The sequence below is a fragment of the Pseudomonas sp. GM50 genome (assembly GCF_000282375.1).
Classification (GTDB): domain Bacteria; phylum Pseudomonadota; class Gammaproteobacteria; order Pseudomonadales; family Pseudomonadaceae; genus Aquipseudomonas.
This window is the reverse complement of sequence record NZ_AKJK01000043.1, coordinates 67,516-90,618: the sequence shown is the minus strand read 5'-3', so window position 1 is coordinate 90,618 and position 23,103 is coordinate 67,516. Positions and strand designations below refer to the sequence as shown.

Below are 23,103 nucleotides of genomic sequence, written 5' to 3'. Positions count from 1 at the left end.
CAGGCCGGGGATACTGGACGTGTTGAGCTGAATACTTTTTTGCGGACAAAAGAAAACCCCGCCGAAGCGGGGCTTTGCAGACTGTTTCCCTGACATCCATTTCACTCCGCCATCCTGGCAGAATCCTACGTGTCCGTGTTGTTGCTTTGCGCTTCCTGCGCGACGTCCATGTGAAGTAGATTAGCTCTGGATCCAATCTTCGCCTATGGGAAAACAGCAGCACGTTATGTAAGAGAATGCTTACATAACGTTAAAGAGTCAGAATTGTCCTGCGTCCAGCAGGAACAGCGATTCGCTGCCCGCCTTTACCGACGCGCTCAACGAGTGAATACGCGGCAGCAGGCGTGCGAAATAGAACCGCGCCGTACCGAGTTTGCTCGCATAGAAATCGTCCTGCGCTTCTTTACCGAAGGCTGCCTTGGCCATCAATGCCCACATGTAGGCGTAGGCCATGTAGCCGAATGCTTGCAGATACTCGACCGACGCCGCACCAATCTCGTTCGGGTTGTTTTTTGCCCGGTCCAGCAGCCACGCAGTCAGTTCATCGAGGGTGTCCACCGCATCATTCAGCGGCTGGGTGAACTCCGCCAGGTCAGCATTGGCTGTCGCGGTGAAATGACGAATCTCGTCGGCGAACAGTGTGTAGAACGCCCCGCCGCTGCCGACGATCTTGCGTCCTACAAGGTCCAGCGCCTGAATACCGTTGGTGCCTTCGTAGATTTGAGTAATCCGTACATCACGAACCAGTTGCTCCTGGCCCCACTCACGAATGTAGCCGTGACCGCCAAAAACCTGCTGGCCGTGAACCGTGGTTTCCAGACCCAGATCGGTCAGGAATGCCTTGGCCACCGGCGTCAGCAGTGCAACCAGATCTTCTGCGCGCTTGCGGGTGGTGGCGTCTTCGCTGAACTTGGCGGTGTCCAGTTGCATCGCGACGTAGGTGGAAAACGCACGGCCGCCTTCGTTCGAGGCTTTCATGGTCAGCAGCATGCGACGCACGTCCGGGTGGACGATGATCGGGTCAGCCACCTTGTCCTTGTTCTGCGCGCCGGTCGGCGAGCGGCTTTGCAGACGGTCGCGAGCGTATTCGATAGCGTTCTGGTACGAGCGCTCACCAGTGGCCAGGCCCTGGATGCCGACGCCCAGACGCTCGTAGTTCATCATGGTGAACATCGCCGCCAGGCCTTTGTTCGGCTCGCCGACCAGGTAACCGACGGCTTCGTCGAAGTTCATCACGCAGGTCGCGGATGCCTGGATGCCCATCTTGTGTTCGATCGAACCACAATTTGCCGGGTTGCGCGCGCCCAGGCTGCCATCGGCATTGACCATGAACTTGGGCACCAGGAACAGCGAAATACCTTTCGGCCCCGCCGGTGCGTCCGGCAGTTTGGCCAGTACCAGGTGAATGATGTTCTCGGTCAGGTCGTGTTCACCGCCGGTGATGAAGATTTTGGTGCCGCTGACTTTGTAGGAACCGTCGGCCTGAGGTTCGGCCTTGGTACGGATAATCCCCAGGTCAGTACCGGCGTGCGGCTCGGTCAGGCACATGGAACCGGCCCATACACCGGCGTACATGTTCGGCAGGTACGCGGCTTTCAGCTCTTCGCTGGCGTGGGCGTTGATCGACAGGCAGGCGCCGGCAGTCAGCATCGGGTACAGACCGAACGACAGGCTCGCGGAGTTGACCATTTCTTCGACCTGCGCCGAAACCGCCTTGGGCATGCCCATGCCGCCGTAGGTCGGATCGCCACCGACACCGACCCAACCGCCTTCAGCATAGGTCTGATAAGCCTGTGGGAAACCGGCCGGGGTGGTGACGACACCGTCGGCCCAGCGGCAACCTTCTTCGTCAGCCGCACGGCTCAGGGGCGCGATGCTTTTGCTGGTGACCTTGCCGGCTTCTTCCAGAATGGCTTCGACCGTTTCAGCGTCGACAGTCTCGGCCAGCGCAGGCAGTTCGGCCCAGAGTTTGGCGACCTCGAAAACTTCATTGAGGACGAAGCGCATATCGCGCAGGGGCGCTTTGTAGTCAGCCATGGCAAACCTCGCAAGATCTAAACAGGTGGTTCGTAGAATAGTGATTTCGTTGTGTCCGAGTGTACCTCAACAACTTTTACGACACATAGGGTCAACTCATGACTGTTTTGTTATTTTTAGTCATCAGCATTTCAGCTGAGACAGTTCTCGCCTGCCAGAACGCATTCGCGGGCAAGCCTCGCTCCTACAGGTCGTGTCGCACGCATTTCACGTGAACGACCTGGAACCGTAGGAGCGAGGCTTGCCCGCGAAGCTTTTCGGGTAACCGTCAGAGCGCAAACAACTCCGCCGGCAGCTTCATCAGGCAATCGCTGCCCGCCTCGATGGCTGCCCGATGTGCGGCGGTACGTGGCAGCAAACGCTTGAAGTAAAACTCGCTGGTCGCCAGCTTGCCCTGGCAGTAATCGGCATCGCCGCCGCCCGCCTCCAACTGCGCCTGGGCCACCAACGCCATGCGTAGCCACAGGTAGCCGAGGATGATGTAGCCGCTGTACATCAGGTAATCCACCGAGGCGGCACCGACTTCATCCGGATTTTTCATCGCCGCCATGCCGACCTTGGTGGTCAACTCGCCCCACTGCTGATTCAGACTATTGAGCTGCGCCACATAGCTGCCAAGTTGCGGATGCTCAGCGTTTGCCGCGCAGAACTTGTGGACGATTTTGGTGAAGCCGCGCAGCAGTTTTCCCTGACTGCCAAGGACTTTGCGCCCAAGCAAATCCAGCGCCTGAATGCCATTGGTGCCTTCGTAGATCGGCGCGATCCGGCAGTCACGAACCAACTGCTCCATGCCCCACTCACGAATGAAACCGTGGCCGCCAAACACCTGCATGCCGAGGTTGGTCACCTCCAGCCCGGTGTCGGTCATGAAGGCTTTGCAGATCGGCGTCAGGAATGCCAACAGGTCTTCGGCGTCCTGACGCGCCGTTTCATCCGGGCTCAGATGTGCAGCATCCAGCAACTGCGCGGTGAAGTAAGTCAGCGCCCGGTTGCCTTCATTGAAGGCCTTCATGGTCAGCAACATCCTGCGCACATCGGGATGAACGATGATCGGGTCGGCGACTTTTTCCGGTGCTTTCGCGCCGGTCAGCGAGCGCATTTGCAGACGGTCGTTGGCGTATTTGATCGCGCCCTGGAAGCTCGCCTCACCCAGACACAGACCTTGCATGCCGGTGCCGAGCCGCGCGTGGTTCATCATGGTGAACATGCAGTTCAGGCCCTTGTTCGGCTCACCGATCAAGAAACCCTTGGCGTCATCGAAATTCAGCACACAGGTGGCCGAGGCCTTGATGCCCATTTTGTGTTCGATCGAACCGCAGGAAACGCCATTGCGCTCGCCCGCCTCGCCCTCGGCATTGGGCAGGAATTTAGGAACGATAAACAGCGAAATGCCCTTGGTACCGGCAGGAGCGTCCGGCAGTTTGGCCAGCACCAGATGAATGATGTTGTCACTCATGTCGTGTTCGCCGGCGGAAATGAAAATCTTGCTGCCGGAGATCGCGTAACTGCCGTCAGCCTGAGGCACGGCGCGGGTCTTGATGATGCCCAGATCGGTGCCGCAATGGGCTTCGGTCAGGCACATGGTGCCGGTCCATTGGCCAGCGGTGAGCTTGCTCAGATAGGTTTGTTTCTGTTCTTCGGTGCCATGGGCGTGAATCGCCGACATCGCACCGTGCGTCAGGCCGGGGTACATGCCCCAGGAGGTGTTGCTGGAGCCGACCATTTCACTGATGACCAGCCCCAAAGAACTGGGTAAACCCTGGCCACCGTAAGCCGGATCCGCCGCCAGACCATGCCAGCCGCCTTCCACGTACTGCGCGAAAGCCTGCTTGAAACCTGTAGGCGTTGTGACCACGCCGTTGTCGAAATGGCAGCCTTCCTCGTCACCGCTTCGGTTCAGCGGTGCGAGAACGTTCTCACAGAATTTCGCGCCCTCTTCAAGGATCGCATTGATCATGTCCGGGCTGGCATCGGTGACGCCCAGCGCGGCGTAGTTGCTGTGAAAATCGAAGACGTGGTCGATCAGAAAGCGCATATCGCGCAGGGGAGCTTTGTACTCGGGCATGGTCATTTCTCCGGCAGCAGATTGCTCAAACTTACTGCCGCGCACCACGCCTCACAATCACAGTCCAGACGCTGAATGCGCCATCATCACTCAACCCGCAGCGGCGTCCATGCGCACCGCGCCACGGCGGTTCTGACCGAAAGCCATCACACAGTTTCGCCCCGCGCCTTTGGCGCTGTAGAGCGCCTGGTCAGCGGATTTGAGCACTTCTTCCGGCGTGCGCTGCTCCAACCGCTCGGCGACACCGATGCTGACGGTGACCGATACACTCGAGGCGCCTGAACCGGCGCGGCGCTGGCGTCCCTGCTGGTCATCCTGGGGACGGTTGTCCTGATTGCGCAGCTGGATGTTGTAGGTGGCGATGGATTCGCGGATGACTTCCAGGTGCGGCATGCATTCTTCGAGGGTTTTGCCTGCGAACACCAGAGCAAATTCTTCACCGCCGTAGCGATATGCCCTACCGCCCCCGCTGATTTTCGACAGCTTGCTGGCGACCAGGCGCAGCACTTGGTCGCCGACATCGTGGCCGTGGGTGTCGTTGAATTTCTTGAAATGATCGACGTCGCCCATGGCCAGCACGTAATTGCGCCCCAGCCGTTGCATGCGTTCGTTCAGTGCGCGGCGACCCGGCAGGCCGGTAAGCTCATCGCGGAACGCCATCTGATAGGCCTCATGGGCAACCGCCGCTGCAATCATCAACATCACCTGGCTGCACATGATGTTCAGGGTGAATGGCAGGATGAAGGTTTTCGGCAACATCCAGAACAATCCCAACAACCCCACCAATTGCGCAGCATGCAAGGGCCTCGGGTTGCGCCAGTATTGCCAGGCCAACAACAGGAATGAGGCGATGAATACCGGGTAGGACAACTGGATCAGGCTCATCCAGGCACCATGCAGGGCTGGCCAGCGGATCTCCGACAGCCACATCAACAGCGCGTGTGGGTAACTTTGTTCCAGCCCCAGCGCCACGCTGCCGAACGCCAGCAACACAGCAAAACGCGCCACCATGTCCTGGAACAGGTGAGTGCGCTCCTGCCAGGCGGCGAACAAGCCAAACAGCAACGGTAGCAGCAGACAGCACAGGTGGAAGACCACGGCGGCGTCTTCACGGACTTTGCCGTTGTCGCGGTAGTAGTCGGTCTGGGTGTCGAGCAGGAAGTAGGCGATGTACACCGTGACCATCAGAAACAGCTCACGTTGACGTCGGTAAACTGCGCAATACGCCCCGCCGAGCAACAGCACCAACGTAGGCAGCACGTTAAACAGCGAAGTGAAGAAGACGTTGAGATCCTTGACGTAGGCAGCCGCAAGCCCCGCCAGCAACAACAGCAGTGATGGCAAAAAATGGCTGAAACGTACAGCGGAAGAACGCGGCAAGGGTAAAGCTCCGACCCGGCAAACAAAGATGGCATTGTGCCTGCATTTAGAGCAGCCAAGCACGTGCAATGTGATGGGTGTCACATCGCCATCCTCTTTAACGGCAGCAATGGCGTTCTTCTTAGCGTTTTAGTCAGGAATATTTACAGACGTGATCGTTTGCGTCAGGCATAAAAAAACCGCTGCTCCCGAGGAAGCAGCGGCCTTGTGAAGAGACTGCGTAGGGATTAGTAACCCAGTGCGAAGTCTTCTTCTTTCATGTCCATCAGGTTGTTGGCGCCCGACAGCATGGTTACAACGTGAGTGCGGGTACGCGGCAGGATACGCTGGAAGTAGAAGCGCGCAGTTTGCAGCTTGGCGGTGTAGAACGCCTCTTCCGTGGTGCCGGCAGCCAGTTTCTCGGCAGCCAGACGCGCCATGTCAGCCCAGAAGTAAGCAAGGCAGGCGTAACCGGAGTACATCAGGTAGTCCACCGATGCCGCGCCGACTTCTTCACGGTCTTTCATGGCAGCCATACCGACCTTCATGGTCAGCTCGCCCCACTCTTTGTTCAGCGCAGCCAATGGCTCGACGAACTCTTTGACCGCGTCGTTGCCTTCGTTGGTCTGGCAGAACTTATGGACGATCTTGGTGAAGCCTTTGAGCGCTTCGCCTTGAGTCATCAGCACTTTACGGCCCAGCAGGTCGAGTGCCTGGATACCGGTGGTGCCTTCGTACAGCATCGAAATGCGGCTGTCGCGAACGTTCTGCTCCATGCCCCACTCGGCGATGAAGCCGTGGCCGCCGTAGATTTGTACGCCGTGGTTAGCGGATTCGAAACCGACTTCAGTCATGAAGGCTTTGGCGATCGGCGTCATGAAGGCCAACAGTGCGTCGGCTTTCTTCTTCTCTTCTTCATCTACGCCGTATTTGACGATGTCGACTTGCTTGGCGGTGAAGTAAACCATCGCACGGTTGCCTTCGGCGAACGCCTTCATGGTCAACAGCATGCGACGTACGTCAGGGTGAACGATGATCGGGTCAGCGGCTTTGTCCGGCGCTTTCGGGCCAGTCAGGGAGCGCATTTGCAGACGATCGCGAGCGTATTTCAAGCCGCCCTGGAAGCCGATTTCGGCGTGAGCCAGACCTTGCAGCGCGGTGCCCAGACGTGCGGTGTTCATGAAGGTGAACATGCAGTTCAGGCCTTTGTTCGCCGGGCCGATCAGGTAACCGGTGGCCGCGTCGAAGTTCATCACGCAAGTGGCGTTGCCGTGGATGCCCATCTTGTGTTCCAGGGAACCGCAGGTCACAGCGTTGCGTTCGCCGATCGAGCCGTCTGCGTTGGGCAGGAATTTCGGAACGATGAACAGGGAAATGCCTTTGGTGCCGGCCGGTGCATCCGGCAGACGTGCCAGAACGATGTGGACGATGTTGTCGGCCATGTCGTGTTCACCGGCCGAGATGAAGATCTTGGTGCCGGACACTTTGTAGGAACCGTCGGCCTGAGGCTCGGCCTTGGTGCGCAGCATGCCCAGGTCAGTGCCGCAGTGCGGTTCGGTCAGGCACATGGTGCCGGTCCATTCGCCGGAAACCAGCTTGGTCAGGTAAGCCTCTTGTTGCTCAGGCGTGCCGTGCTCGGAAATGGTGTTCATCGCGCCATGGGACAGGCCTGGGTACATGCCCCACGACCAGTTGGCTTCGCCAACCATTTCGCTGACGGCCAGACCCAGAGACTCCGGCAGGCCTTGGCCGCCGTGCTCTACGTCGTGAGCCAGGCTTGGCCAGCCACCTTCGACGAATTGCTTGTAGGCTTCTTTGAAACCGGTCGGCGTTTTAACGCCAGACTCGCTCCAGGTACAGCCTTCGGTGTCACCCACGCGGTTCAGCGGCGCCAGCACCTGTTCACAAAACTTGGCGCCTTCTTCGAGAATGGCGTCAACCATGTCCGGAGTTGCGTCTGCACAAGCCGGAAGGCTCTGATAGTGCGCTTCGTAGCCGAGCAGTTCGTCACGAACGAAGCGAATATCACGCAAGGGGGCCTTGTAGTCAGGCATAGCGATAAACCTCTGCTGATGTAACCGGGAATGAACGACCGCGTTGATTTGTTGTGACGGTCAAACAGTTGTTTGAAACATACGTTTACGCCCAATTCTTGTCAAGCGCCGATCTTTTGCCGTTCGTCATCGCCCCATGAAAACCTCGGCCACGCAGTTGCGTGCCGCCGTTGACTGAGCAACACGTCATGTAGGAGAGATTAGTTGAGGAAGAAGGACTTACGCAGAAAAACGCCGCGAACAGGCGCGGCGTTGGAGTAGCGGATTCAGCGAGGGTTCAGGCAAATGTATCGATCAGCGTACCCAGCATTTCATCGGATGCCTTGGCGACTTTGACGCCCAGTTCCACCTGGAACTTGCCCTGGGACATCTCGACCATATTGTTGGCCAAGTCCGATTGCTGGCTGCGGTCTACCGAACGCAGACGATCGACCTGAATCTCGGAGGACTGGCTGGTGACAGAGCGCTCGATAGTGTTGTTGGCGATCTGACCCGAAGCCTGATCGACACGGTTCTGCCCTGTCTGAATAGTGCTCAGACCGGCATAAAAAGCGGTGTTTCCTGAGATTTCCATGGGGGAACTCGTCCGACAAAGGATCAACAGCGGCCATTGAACCAGACACGCCGACAAAAGACCCGACAAAAACACTAATGGCACAGTGCCTTGTCATAGGTAAAACCCACGTTAAAACTTCAGTCCAGCAGATCCAGTTGTAGATACTCGGCCACCGCTTCGGCTGTTACCGATTTGAGTTTCGGCACCCGCCCCAGACACGGTGCGGGAATGCGCTCGGCCAATGTCGCGAGGTTCTCTTCCAGCCGCGAGGTCTTCGGATCGATGATATTGGCGACCCACCCTGCCAACTGCAAACCATCCCGTGCGATCGCCTCGGCTGTCAGCAGTGCATGATTGATACAACCCAGCCGTACGCCGACCACCAGGATCACCGGCAGACCCAGCGCCATTGCCAGGTCCGACAGATTGTCCTGATCCGCCAACGGCACTCGCCAGCCGCCAGCGCCTTCGATCAAGGTGAAGTCCGCCTGCATATCGAGAATCTGCCGCATCGGTGTCAACAGTGATTGCACGGTCAACGCCACGCCAGCTTCCCGCGCTGCCAGATGCGGTGCAATCGCCGGTTCGAACGCGACCGGATTGACCTGTTCGTAGGTCAACGGTATCGAACACTCGGCGAACAGGGCCAGCGCATCGGCGTTGCGCAATCCCTTCGGTGTCAGGTCGCAGCCGGAGGCCACCGGCTTGCCCGCTGCCGTGCTCAAGCCCGCCAACCGCGCGGCATGCAGCAAACCTGCGGCGACGGTGGTCTTGCCGACATCGGTGTCAGTACCAGTGATGAAATAGGCTGCGCTCATAAGGGTTTCTCCAACACGGCGTAAACCACTTGATAAGTCGCCGGCAGTCCCTGTGCCTGACGAAATTGCTCGTAAGCCTCGATCAGGCCGAGGATCCGCGCCCTGCCGGTCAAACCGCCCGGCCGACCGGGGTTCAGGTTATGCGCCCCAAGGGCCTTCAGCTCATGGGTCAGGCTGCGGACATCGGGGTAATGCAGCATATGCGGACGCGTTTCGAGGCTGACGACCTTCAAGCCGCTGCCCGCGCAAAGCTGTTGGTAAACACCGAACTCGCGGAAGCGGTTGACGTGCACCATGCCGTCCACCTGACGCCAGCTGTCGCGCAATTCGTACAGCGTGCCTACACACAGACTAGCAAACGCGAAAATCCCGCCCGGTTTCAGTACCCGATACGCTTCATTGAGCACCGAGGCGAAATCCGCGCACCATTGCACCGCCAGGCTGGAGAAGACCAGGTCGCAGGTCGAATCCTGCAACGGCAAGCGCTCGGCATCGCCCGCGATGAAGTGAGTCGCGCCGCCCAAGGGCCGGGCGTGATTGAGCATGCCTTCTGCGATGTCCAACGCCACTCCGGCGCTCGCAGGAAACTTCTGCGCCAAGGCTCGGCTGAAATACCCTGTGCCGCAGCCCATATCCAGCCAACGAGCAGGGACAAAATCTTCCGGTAACCGACGTAACAACTCGCTGCCCACGTCGCGCTGCAATTCGGCCACGCTGTCGTAGCTCGCCGCCGCACGGGAAAAGGACGCCGCCACCTGGCGTTTGTCGGGCAAGCCGCCGGGCAGGTTGGGAAGGGATAAATCAGTCATCACCGAACTCATGCAAAAAGGCCTGAATCGCCCCCGCCACACCGTGAGGGTCTTCCAGAAGAAACGCGTGACTGGCCTGTTCAATCAGACCGATTTCGACATCCGGCAGCAGCGTCAGCAAGTCCCCCGCCGCTTCGGCCGGGACCAGCCCGTCGAGGCCGGCAAACAAGTGCAATTGCGGGCCGCGAAACGCTTGCAACGCTTGCCGGGTATCCAGCTGGGCAAGCAACTCCAGGCCGCTCATCAGCACCGGCGAAGATGTATGCGGTGCGCCAGCGAGCAACAGTCGCGACATTCCGCGCGGGTCTTCGGCACCTTGGGCGCACAGCAGCGAAAAACGTTTCAACGTCATGCGCGAGTCAGCCTTGCAGCCGGCCAGAAACGCATCGAAGGTTTCGCCGGGCATCGCGCTCGACCATCGTTCATGGGCGACAAAAGAAGGGTTGCTCGCCAGGGTCACCAAGCCGCAGCAGCGGTCACCGCGTCGCGCCGCCAACTCGGACGCCAGCATGCCACCCAATGACCAGCCACCGAGCCAGGCATCCTGCGGCAACGTCGAGTCCAACTCATCGAGCCATTCTTCGAGGTCGCTCGATTCCAGTTCCGGCAATGGCTCGATCTCGACGCGCAGGTGCTCATCCAAACCCTGCAAGGCAGCTGCCAAGGGTTCCAGCGGCGATATCCCGAGACCCCAGCCCGGCAGCAGAATCAGACGATCACGCATGGCTTGGCTCCGGTCCCAGTTGTTGAAAACAATCGGCCAGTCCATTTAACAATAGCTGTACCTGCGCCTCGCTGTGAGCGGCGGTCAGGGTTACACGCAAGCGTGCGCTGCCCGCGGGTACGGTCGGTGGACGAATCGCAGTCACCATCAGCCCGCGTTCGCGCAACATCTGCGACAGCCGAACTGCGCGCCCGGCATCGCCAATCATGATCGGCTGGATCGGCGTGAAGCTGTCCATCAACTCCAGGCCAATCTGTTCGGCGCCTTGGCGGAACTGGCGAATCAGCGTCTGCAGATGCTCACGTCGCCAGTGTTCGCTGCGCAACAGCTCCAGGCTTTTCAGCGTCGCGCAGGCCAGCGCTGGTGGCTGGCTGGTGGTGTAGATGTAAGGGCGAGCGAACTGGATCAGGCTTTCGATCAGCTCTTCACTGCCAGCCACAAAAGCACCGGCCGTACCGAAAGCCTTGCCGAGGGTGCCGACCAATACCGGCACGTCTTCCTGACTCAGACCGAAATGCTCGACGATGCCGCCGCCATTGGCGCCCAGCGGACCAAAACCGTGCGCGTCATCGACCATCAGCCACGCGCCTTTGGCCTTGGCATCCCGCGCCAGCGCCGGCAAGTCGGCGACGTCACCGTCCATGCTGAACACACCGTCGGTGACCACCAGCGTATTGCCGGTGGCCTTCTCAAGGCGCTTGGCCAGACTGGCCGCGTCGTTATGCAGATAGCGATTGAAACGCGCACCGGACAACAACCCCGCGTCCAGCAACGACGCGTGATTGAGTCGGTCTTCGAGCACCGTATCGCCCTGCCCGACCAATGCGGTGACCGCGCCGAGGTTGGCCATGTAACCGGTGGTGAACAGCAATGCTCGCGGCCGGCCGGTGAACTCGGCAAGGGCTTCTTCCAGTGCGTGATGCGGGCCGCTATGACCGATCACCAGATGCGAAGCACCACCGCCCACGCCCCAACGCGACGCGCCGGCACGCCAGGCTTCGATCACTTGCGGGTGATTGGCCAGGCCCAGGTAATCGTTGTTACAGAACGCCAGCAACGGCTGACCATCGACCACCACTTCCGGGCCTTGCGGGCTTTCGAGCAATGGGCGCTGGCGATAAAGGTTTTCGGCACGACGGGCAGCAAGGCGTGCGGCGAGATCGAAAGACATGCAGGCCTCACGGGTCAGGAAAACAAACAACTCCTGTAGGAGCGAGGCTTGCCCGCGAAGGGATCACCACGGTCAGTCAGATAGACCAAAGTGCCTCATTCGCGGGCAAGCCTCGCTCCTACAGGGCGGGGTGAAGTCAGACAGCCGCGTTATAGAACTGCTCGCTGCTCTTCTGCTCCACCAGCGCCTGCTCAATCGCAGCCTGATGCACTTCGTCTGCATGCTCTTCACGTGCTTCCGGCAGGATGCCCAGACGCGAGAACAGCTGCATGTCCTTGTCCGCCTGCGGGTTGGCGGTGGTCAGCAGTTTTTCGCCGTAGAAAATCGAGTTGGCGCCGGCGAAGAACGCCAGGGCCTGCATCTGCTCGTTCATCGCTTCACGGCCGGCGGACAGGCGCACGTGGGATTTGGGCATCAGGATCCGAGCGACCGCGAGCATGCGGATGAAGTCGAACGGGTCGACGTCGTCGGCATTTTCCAGCGGCGTACCGGCGACTTTCACCAGCATGTTGATCGGCACCGACTCTGGATGCTCAGGCAGGTTGGCCAGCTGGATCAGCAGATTGGCGCGGTCGTCGAGGGACTCGCCCATGCCGAGAATGCCGCCGGAGCAAATCTTCATCCCCGAATCACGCACGTAGGCCAGGGTTTGCAGGCGCTCGCTGTACGTACGGGTGGTGATGATGCTGCCGTAGAACTCAGGCGAGGTGTCGAGGTTGTGGTTGTAGTAATCCAGGCCGGCTTCGGCCAGGGCGACGGTCTGGTCCTGATCGAGACGACCCAGGGTCATGCAGGTTTCCAGGCCCATGGCTTTCACGCCTTTGACCATCTCCAGCACGTAAGGCATGTCTTTGGCCGACGGATGCTTCCACGCCGCGCCCATGCAGAAACGGGTCGAACCGATGGCCTTGGCGCGAGCGGCCTCTTCGAGGACCTTCTGCACTTCCATCAGTTTTTCTTTTTCCAGGCCAGTGTTGTAGTGGCCGGACTGCGGACAATATTTGCAATCTTCCGGGCAAGCACCGGTTTTGATCGAAAGCAGTGTCGAGACCTGGACGCGGTTGGCGTCGAAATGCGCGCGGTGCACCGTCTGGGCCTGGAACAACAGGTCGTTGAATGGCTGAACGAAGAGTGCTTTGACTTCGGCCAAAGACCAGTCATGACGCAGGGTTGCAGTGGTGCTGGCGCTCATGGGCGTTTCCTTGTTTTATGCATGGCTTGCGACTGGGGAATGGAATACCCACAGACGCGACACGGATGTTCGGCATATTTAAGGAAGAGCGATGCGCTGTCAACCACGATACGAAGGACCGGTTTACATCTGGTTAAAAAACAAACAAACCTGTTTGCTCTGCGCAGAAGCCGCGGACGACATCACCCCAATCTGCATGGCCTGCGAAACCGAGTTGCCCTGGTTGGGCGAGCACTGCCAAACCTGCGCCCTGCCCCTGCCTGCCATGGGCCTGACCTGCGGCCACTGCCTGAAACAACCGCCAGCCTTCGAGCGAGTCGCCGCGCCCTGGACTTACAGCTTTCCGGTCGACAGTTTGATCACTCGCTTCAAGCACAGCGCGAAGTGGCCGTTTGGCCGCCTGCTCGCCGAACTTCTCGCTCAGTTCCTGCAACATCGCTTCGATGAAGACCTGGATCGGCCCGATGCGCTGATACCCGTACCGCTGGCCGCCAAACGTCTGCGTCAGCGGGGGTTCAACCAGGCGGCGATGCTCGCCCGCTGGCTCAGCGTCAGCCTCGACATTCCTTGCGATGAAACGCTGTTGCTGAGGATTCAGGACACCAGCGCGCAACAAGAGCTGAATGCCGATGCCCGTAAAAAGAACCTGCGCCATGCCTTTGCCCTGGCGCCCGCCGCCTCGATCAAGGGTCGCCACTTCGCATTGGTCGATGATGTGCTGACTACCGGCGCCACCGCCCAGGCCCTGGCTCGCTTGTTGATGGATGCGGGCGCCGCGCGAGTCGATGTCTACTGCCTGGCCCGTACCCCAAAACCTGGCGACGTGACCTGACTTGACTCTCGTGCGCCAAGCCGCCAACGTCCTCCCCATCGCCACAGCCCAAAGCGCCTTGCCATGTCCTTGCCTACGTTGTTGTCCCAGCACATTGTCCGTCGTCCGCAGCGTATCGCGTTGCTGCAACACATCGCCGAACAAGGCTCAATCACCCGCGCTGCGAAAAGCGCGGGTTTGAGTTACAAGGCGGCATGGGACGCCATCGACGAGCTGAACAACCTCGCGCAGAAACCGCTGGTGGAGCGCAGCGTCGGCGGCAAGGGCGGTGGCGGCGCCAAACTGTCCAGCGAAGGCGAACGCGTGTTGCGCCTGTATCAAAAGCTGCAAGCCTTACAGGCTCAGGTGCTGGAAGCCGCCGAGGACGCCAGCGACCTGGACCTGCTCGGTCGGCTGATGCTCAGAACCAGTGCGCGCAATCAACTGCACGGCAAGGTCGTGGCGATCGATGCGCAAGGACGCAACGACCGCATCCGTCTTGAACTGGCCGAAGGCTTGCGTATCGATGCGCAGATCACTCACGACAGCACTCTGCGCCTGGAACTGCAAACCGGCACCGAAGTGGTGGCACTGATCAAGGCCGGTTGGCTGGAACTGTTGGGCATCGATCAAGCAGCGGCGCCCGGCAACAATTGCCTGAGGGGCATGATCGAAGAAATCCTCGACGCCGACGACGGTCCCAGCGAAGTGCGCATCGGCCTGCCCAATGGCCAGACGCTCTGCGCCCTGGCCGAGCCGCTGCATCTGAAAACCCTCGAACTTACCGCTGGCAAACCCGTTCTTGTGCAATTCGCGCCGTCGAACATCCTGCTGGGCACACCGCTCTAGCCTGTAGGAGCTGCCGAAGGCTGCGATCTTTTGATTCTGACTTTAAGAGGCTGCAACAAAAGCTTCATCGACCACCATTAAGGTGGCTGCAAAAACCCGCAGGGAGCCTGATGTGAGCCTATTAGAAGACAACCAATCCACCGACCTCGAAAAGATGGTCGGCCTCAGCCGTCGTGGCTTCATCAGCGCTGGTGCCCTCTGCGGTGCAGCGATGTTTCTCGGTGGCAACCTGCTGAGTCGCAGCGTGCTGGCCGCCAGCGTCAGCGCCGGCTCCAGCAAGCTGTTGGGTTTCGACAGCATCGCTGCCGCCACGACCGACGCCATTACCCTGCCGCCGGGCTACAAATCCTCGGTGCTGATCAGCTGGGGCCAGCCACTGCAAAAAAATGGTCCGGCGTTCGACCCTAGCGGCAACGGCACGGCCCAGGCGCAGGAAGTCCAGTTCGGCGACAACAACGACGGCATGAGCCTGTTCGAATTCCCCGGTGACAAAGACCGGGCACTGATGGCGATCAACAACGAATACACCAACTACCGCTACCTCTACCCCCACGGCGGTATGCCGCAATCGGCGGAAGATGTGCGCAAGGCCCTGGCCTGCGAAGGTGTGTCGGTGATCGAAGTGCAGCGCAAGAACGGCCAGTGGCAGTTCGTCCAGGGCTCGCGCTACAACCGCCGCATTCACGGCAACTCGCCGTTGCGCCTGAGCGGTCCGGCGGCCGGTCATGAGCTGCTGAAAACCAGCGCCGACAAACACGGCAAGAAAGTCCTCGGCACCTTCCAGAACTGCGCCAACGGCAAGACGCCGTGGGGCACTTATCTGACCTGCGAAGAGAACTTCACCGACTGCTTTGGCAGCAGCAATGCCGAGCAGAAGTTCGACGCCGCGCAGAAACGCTACGGTGCGGTGGTGGCCAGTAAAGACATCAACTGGCATCCACACGATCCGCGCTTCGATCTGGCAAAGAATCCCAACGAACTCAATCGTCATGGCTGGGTGGTGGAAATCGACCCGTTCGATCCGCAGTCGACACCGGTCAAACGCACCGCGCTGGGCCGCTTCAAACATGAAAACGCCGCCCTTGCCGAAACCAATGACGGTCGCGCCGTGGTGTACATGGGCGACGACGAACGTGGCGAATTCATCTATAAATTCGTCAGCCGCGACAAGATCAACCACAGAAATCCCAAAGCCAACCGCGACCTGTTGGACCACGGCACCTTGTACGTGGCGCGTTTCGACGCGGGCGACGGCAACGCCGATCACCCGAAAGGCCAAGGCCAGTGGATCGAACTGACCCACGGCAAGAATGGCATCGATGCCAGCAGCGGTTTTGCCGATCAGGCTGAAGTGCTGATTCATGCACGCCTCGCAGCCAGCGTCGTGAGCGCCACGCGCATGGACCGTCCGGAATGGATCGTCGTCAGCCCCAAGGATGGCCAGGTTTATTGCACCCTGACCAACAACGCCAAACGCGGCGAAGAAGGCCAACCGGTGGGCGGGCCGAACCCGCGCGAGAAGAACGTCTACGGGCAGATCCTGCGCTGGCGCACCGACCGCGACGATCACGGCTCGAAAAGCTTTGCCTGGGATCTGTTTGTGGTCGCCGGCAACCCGGGCGTCCACGCCGGTACGCCGAAGGGCGGTTCGTCGAACATCACTCCGCAGAACATGTTCAACAGCCCGGACGGCCTGGGATTCGACAAGGCCGGGCGCTTGTGGATTCTTACGGATGGCGATTCGAGCAACGCAGGCGACTTCGCGGGCATGGGCAATAACCAGATGCTCTGCGCCGACCCAGTGACCGGCGAAATCCGTCGTTTCATGGTCGGGCCAGTGGGCTGCGAGGTGACGGGGATCAGCTTCTCGCCAGATCAGAAAACCCTGTTTGTCGGGATTCAGCATCCGGGGGAAAACGGTGGGTCGACGTTCCCTGAGCATCTGCCCAACGGCAAGCCACGGTCTTCGGTGATGGCGATTTCCCGCGAAGACGGCGGGATCGTCGGCGCCTGATAGGCCCTCTTCGCGGGCAAGCCTCGCTCCTACAGGTACAGAGTGATCCTTTGTAGGAGCGAGGCTTGCCCGCGAAGGCGTCATCTCAAACACCACTGATCTCAACCCCACCCCCTAAAGAAGCCCCGTCTGCGCTACCATGCTTGGCCGGACGCGGCAGCCTGCTGCGCGCAGGAGTCAGCATGGCCCACCCGTTTGCAACGCTCACCCCAGACCTCGTGCTCGATGCCGTCGAAAGCATCGGCTTTCTCAGCGACGCACGCATTCTGGCGCTCAATAGCTACGAGAACCGTGTCTATCAGGTCGGTATCGAAGACTCCGAGCCGCTGATCGCCAAGTTCTACCGCCCGCAGCGCTGGACCAACGAAGCGATTCTCGAAGAGCACCAATTCACCTTCGAACTCGCCGAGTGCGACGTACCGGTGGTCGCGCCGATGATTCACAACGGCGCCAGCCTGCACGAACACAACGGTTTCCGTTTCACCCTGTTCCCCCGTCGTGGCGGCCGTGCGCCGGAGCCGGGCAATCTCGATCAGCTGTATCGCCTGGGCCAACTGCTGGGTCGTCTGCATGCGGTCGGCGCGACAAAGCCCTTCGATCACCGCGAAGCACTGGGCGTGAAAAATTTCGGTCAGGACTCGCTGACGACCCTGCTCGAAGGCAATTTCGTACCCAAAAGTTTGCTGCCGGCCTACGAGTCCGTGGCCCGCGATCTGCTCAAGCGGGTAGAAGAGGTTTACAAGGCCACGCCGCACCAGAACATCCGCATGCATGGCGATTGCCACCCCGGCAACATGATGTGCCGCGACGAGATGTTCCACATCGTCGACCTCGACGACTGCCGCATGGGCCCGGCGGTGCAGGATATCTGGATGATGCTCGCCGGTGATCGTCAGGAATGTCTCGGTCAGTTGTCGGAATTGATGGACGGCTACAACGAATTCCACGACTTCGACCCGCGGGAGCTGGCGCTGATCGAACCGCTGCGCGCCTTGCGCCTGATGCACTACAGCGCCTGGCTCGCCCGGCGCTGGGACGACCCGGCCTTCCCTCGCAGCTTTCCGTGGTTCGGCACCGAGCGCTATTGGGGCGATCAGGTATTGGCGTTGCGTGAGCAACTCGCCGCACTCAATGAAGAACCACTGAAACTCTTCTAAACCCCACCGAACCTGTAGGAGCGAGGCTTGCCCGCGAAGAACGATAACGCGGTCTGCCTGACGTACCGCGTCATCGTTCTTCGCGGGCAAGCCTCGCTCCTACAAAAAATCAAACACATCTATACAATCCCCTCTTTGTTAGCTGCCTAAGCAAGGATTCTCATGCAAGCCGCCAACCCGCGTCGCGGGTACATCCTGGGCCTGAGTGCCTACATCATCTGGGGCCTGTTCCCGCTCTACTTCAAAGCCATTGCCAGCGTGCCCGCCGTGGAGATCATCATCCACCGAGTGCTTTGGTCTGCGCTGTTCGGCGCTTTGCTGCTGCTCGTCTGGAAACATCCCGGCTGGTGGCGCGAACTGCGGGAGAACCCGCGACGGCTGGCAATCCTGGCCCTGAGCGGCACATTGATCGCCGCCAACTGGCTGACCTACGTCTGGTCGGTGAACAACGGACGCATGCTCGAAGCCAGCCTCGGTTACTACATCAACCCGCTGGTAAACGTGCTGTTGGGAATGCTGATCCTCGGCGAACGGCTTCGGCGCATGCAATGGCTGGCGGTTGGCCTGGCGGCGGTCGGTGTTGCGCAGCAAGTGTGGCAAGTCGGCAGCCTGCCGTGGGTGTCGCTGGTGCTGGCATTGACCTTCGGCTTCTACGGCCTGATCCGCAAGCAGGCCCCGGTCAAGGCGCTGCCGGGGCTGGTGGTGGAAACCTGGATGCTGGTGCCGATTGCTGTCGCCTGGCTGCTGTTCAATCCAACGGCGACCAGCGCGCAAGCCGAATTCTGGACCACCTCTGAAGCCTGGTGGCTGGTGGCTGCAGGTCCGGTGACGCTGGTGCCGCTGGTGTGTTTCAACGCCGCCGCCCGGCACTTGCCCTACACCACCCTCGGATTTCTCCAGTACCTGGCGCCGACACTGGTGTTGCTGCAAGCCGTTCTGCTGTTTGACGAGCACTTGTCGTCCAGCACGCTGGTAGCGTTCATCTTTATCTGGGCCGGTCTGGCGGTTTACAGCGTCGATGCGTGGATAAGTCTGCGCCGCCGCAGCTGATCAGAAAACGTACAAATCTCTACAGGCCACGTCTCCCGTGGCCTGCATCCATCCTTCCCAAGGTTATCCACAGCGTGATCCCCGGCGATTGTGCGCAAGTCACTGAAACTGCTGGTTTTTTGATCAGATCCTGAAGAGCACCGGCCGACGTGGCCTGGCGAGGTGTCTCTACAGGTTATCCACAGGCAGGTGCACGTATAACTTGGATAACCTTTCAGGGTTCGCTGCGCAGCACCAATTCGACCATCAGATCGTCCGCCAGGGTTTCCAGGCGTGACTGCAGCACCTCCAGCGACAAGGTCAGCGGCACCGCGAGAATCGCCTCAGCATGGAACAGCGGCTCGCTGCTCATGGGCGCCGGTCGAACGTCGGTCACCAATTGCTCCAGGTTCACCCCCTGTTCGCTCAGCAAACGCGTAATGTCTCGCACAATGCCCGGACGATCATTGCCCACCAGTTCCATGGCAATCGGCTTCCAGGTGCAGGATTGTTCAATGCTGCTTTCGGCAATCAGTACGCGAATCCCCTGGGTCGACAATCCCTGTAGGGCGTCTACCAGTTCGTCGTAGGCCTCGGCCGGCACACCCACCCGAAGAATCCCCGCGAACTGTCCGGCCATGCGCGACATGCGGCTCTCCAGCCAGTTACCGCCGTGCTCGGCAATGCACTGGGCAATGCGCTCGACCTGCCCGGGCTTGTCTGGAGCAATTACAGTGAGTACGAGATGGTCCATGGCGCAGCCCTCTGGTCATGACTTTTGTTATAGAAAAACAAGTATAGGCAAGGGTTGATGGGTGCCTGGAGTAGATTCGATTGTGTGTTGAATCGACCGGCCCTTTCGCGGGCAAGCCTCACGCCTACAGGTCCACGTCGTTCCCATAATCGTGGATTACCCCAACCCTGTGGGAGCGAGGCTTGCCCGCGAATGGGGCACCACCAATAATCCTGCCGAACCATAAATCGTGTACAAGTTTTTATATTTAACTGGAACAATCCAATAGTTTTTTGAGAACATCCCGTTCCCCGACATGACTGCAATGCGTCATGGGGTCGCAGAACGACGTAATTAGTCTAATTTTCACAACCGCAATTCATCATGTAGTATGCCGCAGCGCGCACTACATAACGCTGGATCGATGTCTGCCGCAGGTGCCGTCGCAACCCCTGAAAGCCCTGTCAGCAAGGCCGCAAAGCCGTTGATCGGATCGAACCCAGCCGCCAGCAATGGCATGTACTGGTAGATGGGTTTGTGGTTTAAATGGCCAGAGGCTTCATTGTTAAATTGAAGAGCTGAAAAGCGAAATAGCTGAGCAGAGTGAGGCAAGCAATGACTGAACACGTTCAAGTCGGTGGCCTGCAGGTCGCCAAAGTCCTGTTCGACTTCGTGAACAACGAAGCCATTCCCGGTACCGGCCTCACCGCCGATAAGTTCTGGGCCGGTGCCGACAAGGTCATCCATGACCTGGCGCCGAAGAACAAAGCCCTACTCGCCAAACGCGATGATTTCCAGGCTCGTATCGATGCCTGGCACCAGGCTCGTGCAGGTGTTGCGCACGATGCGGTGGCCTACAAAGCCTTCCTGCAAGACATCGGTTATCTGCTGCCAGAAGCGGCTGATTTCCAGGCAACGACACAAAACGTCGATGACGAAATCGCCCGCATGGCCGGCCCACAACTGGTGGTGCCGGTGATGAATGCACGCTTCGCGCTCAACGCCTCGAACGCCCGCTGGGGTTCGCTGTATGACGCGCTCTATGGCACCGACGCCATCAGCGAAGCGGACGGCGCGGAAAAAGGCAAAGGCTACAACAAGGTTCGCGGCGACAAGGTCATCGCCTTCGCCCGCGCCTTCCTCGACGAAGCGGCGCCATTGGCTGCCGGCACTCACGTCGATTCCACCGGCTACAAGATCGTTGACGGCAAACTGGTCGTCGCCCTTAAAGGCGGTAGCAACTCTGTTTTGAAGAGTTCTGGCCTGCGCAACGATGCGCAACTGATCGGTTTCCACGGCGATGCGGCGGCTCCGACCGCTATCCTGCTGAAGAACAACGGTCTGCACTTCGAAATCCAGATCGACGCCAGCACCCCGGTCGGCCAGACCGATGCAGCCGGCGTCAAAGACATCCTGATGGAAGCCGCGCTGACCACCATCATGGACTGCGAAGACTCGGTCGCCGCCGTCGATGCCGGTGACAAAGTGGTGATCTACCGCAACTGGCTCGGCCTGATGAAGGGCGATCTGTCGGAAGAGGTCTCCAAGGGCGGTCAGACCTTTACCCGCACCATGAACGCCGATCGCACCTATACCGCCCTCGATGGCAGTGAACTGAGCCTGCACGGTCGCTCGCTGTTGTTCGTGCGCAACGTCGGTCACCTGATGACCATCGACGCGATCCTCGATAAAGACGGCAACGAAGTACCGGAAGGTATTCTCGACGGTCTGGTGACTTGCCTCGCGGCGATCCATAGCCTCAACGGCAATAGCTCGCGCAAGAACAGCCGCACCGGCTCGGTCTATATCGTGAAACCAAAGATGCACGGCCCGGAAGAAGCTGCGTTCACCAACGAGCTGTTCGGTCGTATCGAAGACGTCCTCGATTTGCCGCGCAACACCCTCAAAGTCGGGATCATGGACGAGGAACGCCGTACCACGGTCAACCTCAAGGCCTGCATCAAGGCTGCCGCCGAGCGCGTGGTGTTCATCAACACGGGCTTCCTCGACCGTACCGGCGATGAAATCCATACCTCCATGGAAGCCGGCCCAATGGTGCGCAAGGCCGACATGAAGGCTGAGAAGTGGATCAGCGCCTACGAGAACTGGAACGTCGACATCGGCCTGAGCACCGGCCTGCAAGGTCGCGCCCAGATCGGTAAAGGCATGTGGGCCATGCCGGACCTGATGGCAGCGATGCTCGAACAGAAAATCGCTCACCCGATGGCGGGTGCCAACACCGCCTGGGTTCCATCGCCGACTGCCGCCGCGTTGCACGCGCTGCATTACCACAAGGTCGACGTGTTCGCCCGTCAGGCCGAACTGGCCAAACGCGCACGCGCTTCGGTGGACGACATACTGACCATCCCGTTGGCCGTCAACCCGGACTGGACCGCGGAGCAGATCAAGAACGAACTGGACAACAACGCCCAGGGCATTCTCGGTTACGTGGTGCGCTGGATCGACCAAGGCGTGGGCTGCTCGAAAGTGCCGGATATCAATGACGTCGGCCTGATGGAAGACCGTGCGACGCTGCGGATTTCCAGCCAGCACATCGCCAACTGGCTGCGCCACGGCATTGTCACTGAAGATCAGGTGATGGAAAGCCTCAAGCGCATGGCGCCGGTGGTTGACCGTCAGAACGCCAGCGACCCGCTGTACCGTCCGCTGGCACCGAACTTCGACAGCAACATCGCCTTCCAGGCGGCGGTCGAACTGGTGGTCGAAGGTACCAAACAGCCGAACGGCTACACCGAGCCGGTTCTGCACCGTCGTCGTCGCGAGTTCAAGGCTGCCAATGGCCTTTGAGTAAACGCTGATGTCGGACGTGAAAAAGCCCTGATCGAAAGATCAGGGCTTTTTTATTTGTGCATGCTATTCCTGTGGCGAGGTCCTGTGGCGAGGGGGCTTGCCCCCGTTGGGTCGCGAAGCGGCCCCATACATTCTTTCGTACACTGCATCGGCAGAATCTACGACTGCTGCGCAGCCGAACGGGGGCAAGCCCCCTCGCCACAACAGCCCCCTTGCCACAACAGCCCCTCGCCGCAACTGAGAGCTGCTACACATCCATCCCCAGCTCATGCTTGACCAATTCAAGCAGTTTGCCGCTATCGATGGGCTTGAGCAGAAAGTCCACTACGTGCAAGTGCATGGCTTCGATCGCATCCTTCACGTCGGCGTCGCCGGAGACGATGATGATCGGCAATGCCGCACGAGCCGACTCCCGCACCTGACGGATCAGTTCCAGACCATCAACGTGCCCCATCCGCAGGTCGGTAATCACCAGCCCGATTGATGACTTCGTCTCCAGCAATTTGAGCGCCGTTTCGCCACTGGCCGCCATCATGCAGTGAATGCCGTCCAGCCCCAGAATTTCCGACAGCAATTCCCTGGAGTCCTTATCGTCATCGACGATCAGCACCCGCTGCGGCGGCAAGTCTGGTTCCAACATAACGGCACTGAGCGCTTCGCGCTCGGCATCACTCAAAATATCGTGGTCGGACATGGTTTTCTCAACGTTTTCGATTCGATCCCTGACACAGTGGTCAGACATCGCTCAGCAGACTTCAATGTGCACTTCGTCGGAAACTTTTCCAATAGACAATGTAGGAGGTTTTTCCCTCAGTTGTGTCAGACATTTCCCATATTCCGACGGTGGTACTGCCTACCTAGACTTACGTCCAATGGGCACCCTGCTCTTAGGGGCCGACCATGCCTGTAACGAT

The 23,103-nt window shown here is 59.6% G+C and carries 19 protein-coding genes; 6 read left to right on the top strand and 13 right to left on the bottom strand.

The annotated features are described in order from the left end of the window. Positions 1-258: 258 nt before the first annotated feature. The 10 genes from PMI30_RS20115 to bioB form a co-directional block, all read right to left on the bottom strand. Positions 259-2,037 (bottom strand): acyl-CoA dehydrogenase C-terminal domain-containing protein, encoded by a 1,779-nt coding sequence (locus PMI30_RS20115; RefSeq protein WP_008008215.1) that lies wholly within the window; start codon positions 2,035-2,037, stop codon positions 259-261. A gap of 268 nt (positions 2,038-2,305) precedes the next feature. Further along, positions 2,306-4,102, bottom strand: coding sequence for an acyl-CoA dehydrogenase C-terminal domain-containing protein (locus tag PMI30_RS20120; RefSeq protein ID WP_008008213.1), 1,797 nt, complete (start codon positions 4,100-4,102; stop codon positions 2,306-2,308). 90 nt (positions 4,103-4,192) lie between these two features. Continuing rightward, positions 4,193-5,482: a GGDEF domain-containing protein gene (locus PMI30_RS20125; protein WP_007904190.1), complete on the bottom strand. Its 1,290-nt coding sequence runs from the start codon at positions 5,480-5,482 to the stop codon at positions 4,193-4,195. A gap of 227 nt (positions 5,483-5,709) precedes the next feature. After that, on the bottom strand, positions 5,710-7,515 hold the full coding sequence (locus tag PMI30_RS20130; protein ID WP_008008211.1) for a phenylacyl-CoA dehydrogenase: 1,806 nt from the start codon (positions 7,513-7,515) through the stop codon (positions 5,710-5,712). Between the two features lie 277 nt (positions 7,516-7,792). Then, complete coding sequence (locus PMI30_RS20135) at positions 7,793-8,089, bottom strand: hypothetical protein (RefSeq protein ID WP_008008210.1); 297 nt, start codon at positions 8,087-8,089, stop codon at positions 7,793-7,795. 119 nt (positions 8,090-8,208) lie between these two features. Beyond that, positions 8,209-8,889: a dethiobiotin synthase gene (bioD, locus tag PMI30_RS20140; RefSeq protein WP_008008209.1), complete on the bottom strand. Its 681-nt coding sequence runs from the start codon at positions 8,887-8,889 to the stop codon at positions 8,209-8,211. Next, positions 8,886-9,698: a malonyl-ACP O-methyltransferase BioC gene (gene bioC / locus PMI30_RS20145; RefSeq protein ID WP_008008208.1), complete on the bottom strand. Its 813-nt coding sequence runs from the start codon at positions 9,696-9,698 to the stop codon at positions 8,886-8,888. Before bioC ends, bioD begins: the two co-directional genes overlap by 4 nt. Beyond that, on the bottom strand, positions 9,691-10,422 hold the full coding sequence (locus tag PMI30_RS20150) for an alpha/beta fold hydrolase (RefSeq protein WP_008008203.1): 732 nt from the start codon (positions 10,420-10,422) through the stop codon (positions 9,691-9,693). Before PMI30_RS20150 ends, bioC begins: the two co-directional genes overlap by 8 nt. Continuing rightward, entirely contained in the window at positions 10,415-11,593 is a 1,179-nt protein-coding gene (gene bioF, locus PMI30_RS20155) for an 8-amino-7-oxononanoate synthase (protein ID WP_008008200.1), read from the bottom strand. Before bioF ends, PMI30_RS20150 begins: the two co-directional genes overlap by 8 nt. A 136-nt stretch (positions 11,594-11,729) precedes the next feature. After that, on the bottom strand, positions 11,730-12,785 hold the full coding sequence (bioB, locus tag PMI30_RS20160; protein ID WP_008008198.1) for a biotin synthase BioB: 1,056 nt from the start codon (positions 12,783-12,785) through the stop codon (positions 11,730-11,732). Positions 12,786-12,876: 91 nt separating this feature from the next. On the opposite strand from bioB, the gene PMI30_RS20165 reads away from it, so the two are divergent. From PMI30_RS20165 to rarD, 5 genes are all read left to right on the top strand, one after another. Further along, a complete protein-coding gene (locus tag PMI30_RS20165; protein ID WP_008008197.1) occupies positions 12,877-13,617 on the top strand; it encodes a ComF family protein in 741 nt (246 codons plus the stop codon). 63 nt (positions 13,618-13,680) lie between these two features. Continuing rightward, positions 13,681-14,445: a TOBE domain-containing protein gene (locus tag PMI30_RS20170; protein WP_008008190.1), complete on the top strand. Its 765-nt coding sequence runs from the start codon at positions 13,681-13,683 to the stop codon at positions 14,443-14,445. Between the two features lie 112 nt (positions 14,446-14,557). Then, positions 14,558-16,459 carry a PhoX family protein gene (locus PMI30_RS20175; RefSeq protein ID WP_008008189.1) on the top strand — a complete coding sequence of 634 codons (1,902 nt, stop codon included), beginning with the start codon at positions 14,558-14,560 and terminating at the stop codon, positions 16,457-16,459. A 182-nt stretch (positions 16,460-16,641) separates the two neighbouring features. Continuing rightward, a complete protein-coding gene (locus PMI30_RS20180) occupies positions 16,642-17,616 on the top strand; it encodes a serine/threonine protein kinase (protein ID WP_008008188.1) in 975 nt (324 codons plus the stop codon). Between the two features lie 162 nt (positions 17,617-17,778). Further along, positions 17,779-18,666: an EamA family transporter RarD gene (rarD, locus tag PMI30_RS20185; protein ID WP_008008187.1), complete on the top strand. Its 888-nt coding sequence runs from the start codon at positions 17,779-17,781 to the stop codon at positions 18,664-18,666. 214 nt (positions 18,667-18,880) lie between these two features. Here rarD and PMI30_RS20190 read toward each other — a convergent pair whose 3' ends face one another. After that, positions 18,881-19,399, bottom strand: a complete 519-nt coding sequence (locus tag PMI30_RS20190; RefSeq protein ID WP_008008185.1) for a glycine cleavage system protein R — start codon at positions 19,397-19,399, stop codon at positions 18,881-18,883. Between the two features lie 345 nt (positions 19,400-19,744). Continuing rightward, positions 19,745-20,011 carry a hypothetical protein gene (locus tag PMI30_RS31275; RefSeq protein WP_131816009.1) on the bottom strand — a complete coding sequence of 89 codons (267 nt, stop codon included), beginning with the start codon at positions 20,009-20,011 and terminating at the stop codon, positions 19,745-19,747. Between PMI30_RS31275 and PMI30_RS20195 the strand changes: the two genes are divergently transcribed. Then, positions 19,994-22,186: a malate synthase G gene (locus PMI30_RS20195; protein ID WP_008008183.1), complete on the top strand. Its 2,193-nt coding sequence runs from the start codon at positions 19,994-19,996 to the stop codon at positions 22,184-22,186. The two genes, PMI30_RS31275 and PMI30_RS20195, sit on opposite strands and share 18 nt — an antisense overlap. Positions 22,187-22,436: 250 nt before the next feature. Here the strand turns inward: PMI30_RS20195 and PMI30_RS20200 are convergent, their stop codons facing one another. Next, on the bottom strand, positions 22,437-22,883 hold the full coding sequence (locus PMI30_RS20200) for a response regulator (protein ID WP_007904163.1): 447 nt from the start codon (positions 22,881-22,883) through the stop codon (positions 22,437-22,439). Between the last annotated feature and the right edge of the window lie 220 nt (positions 22,884-23,103).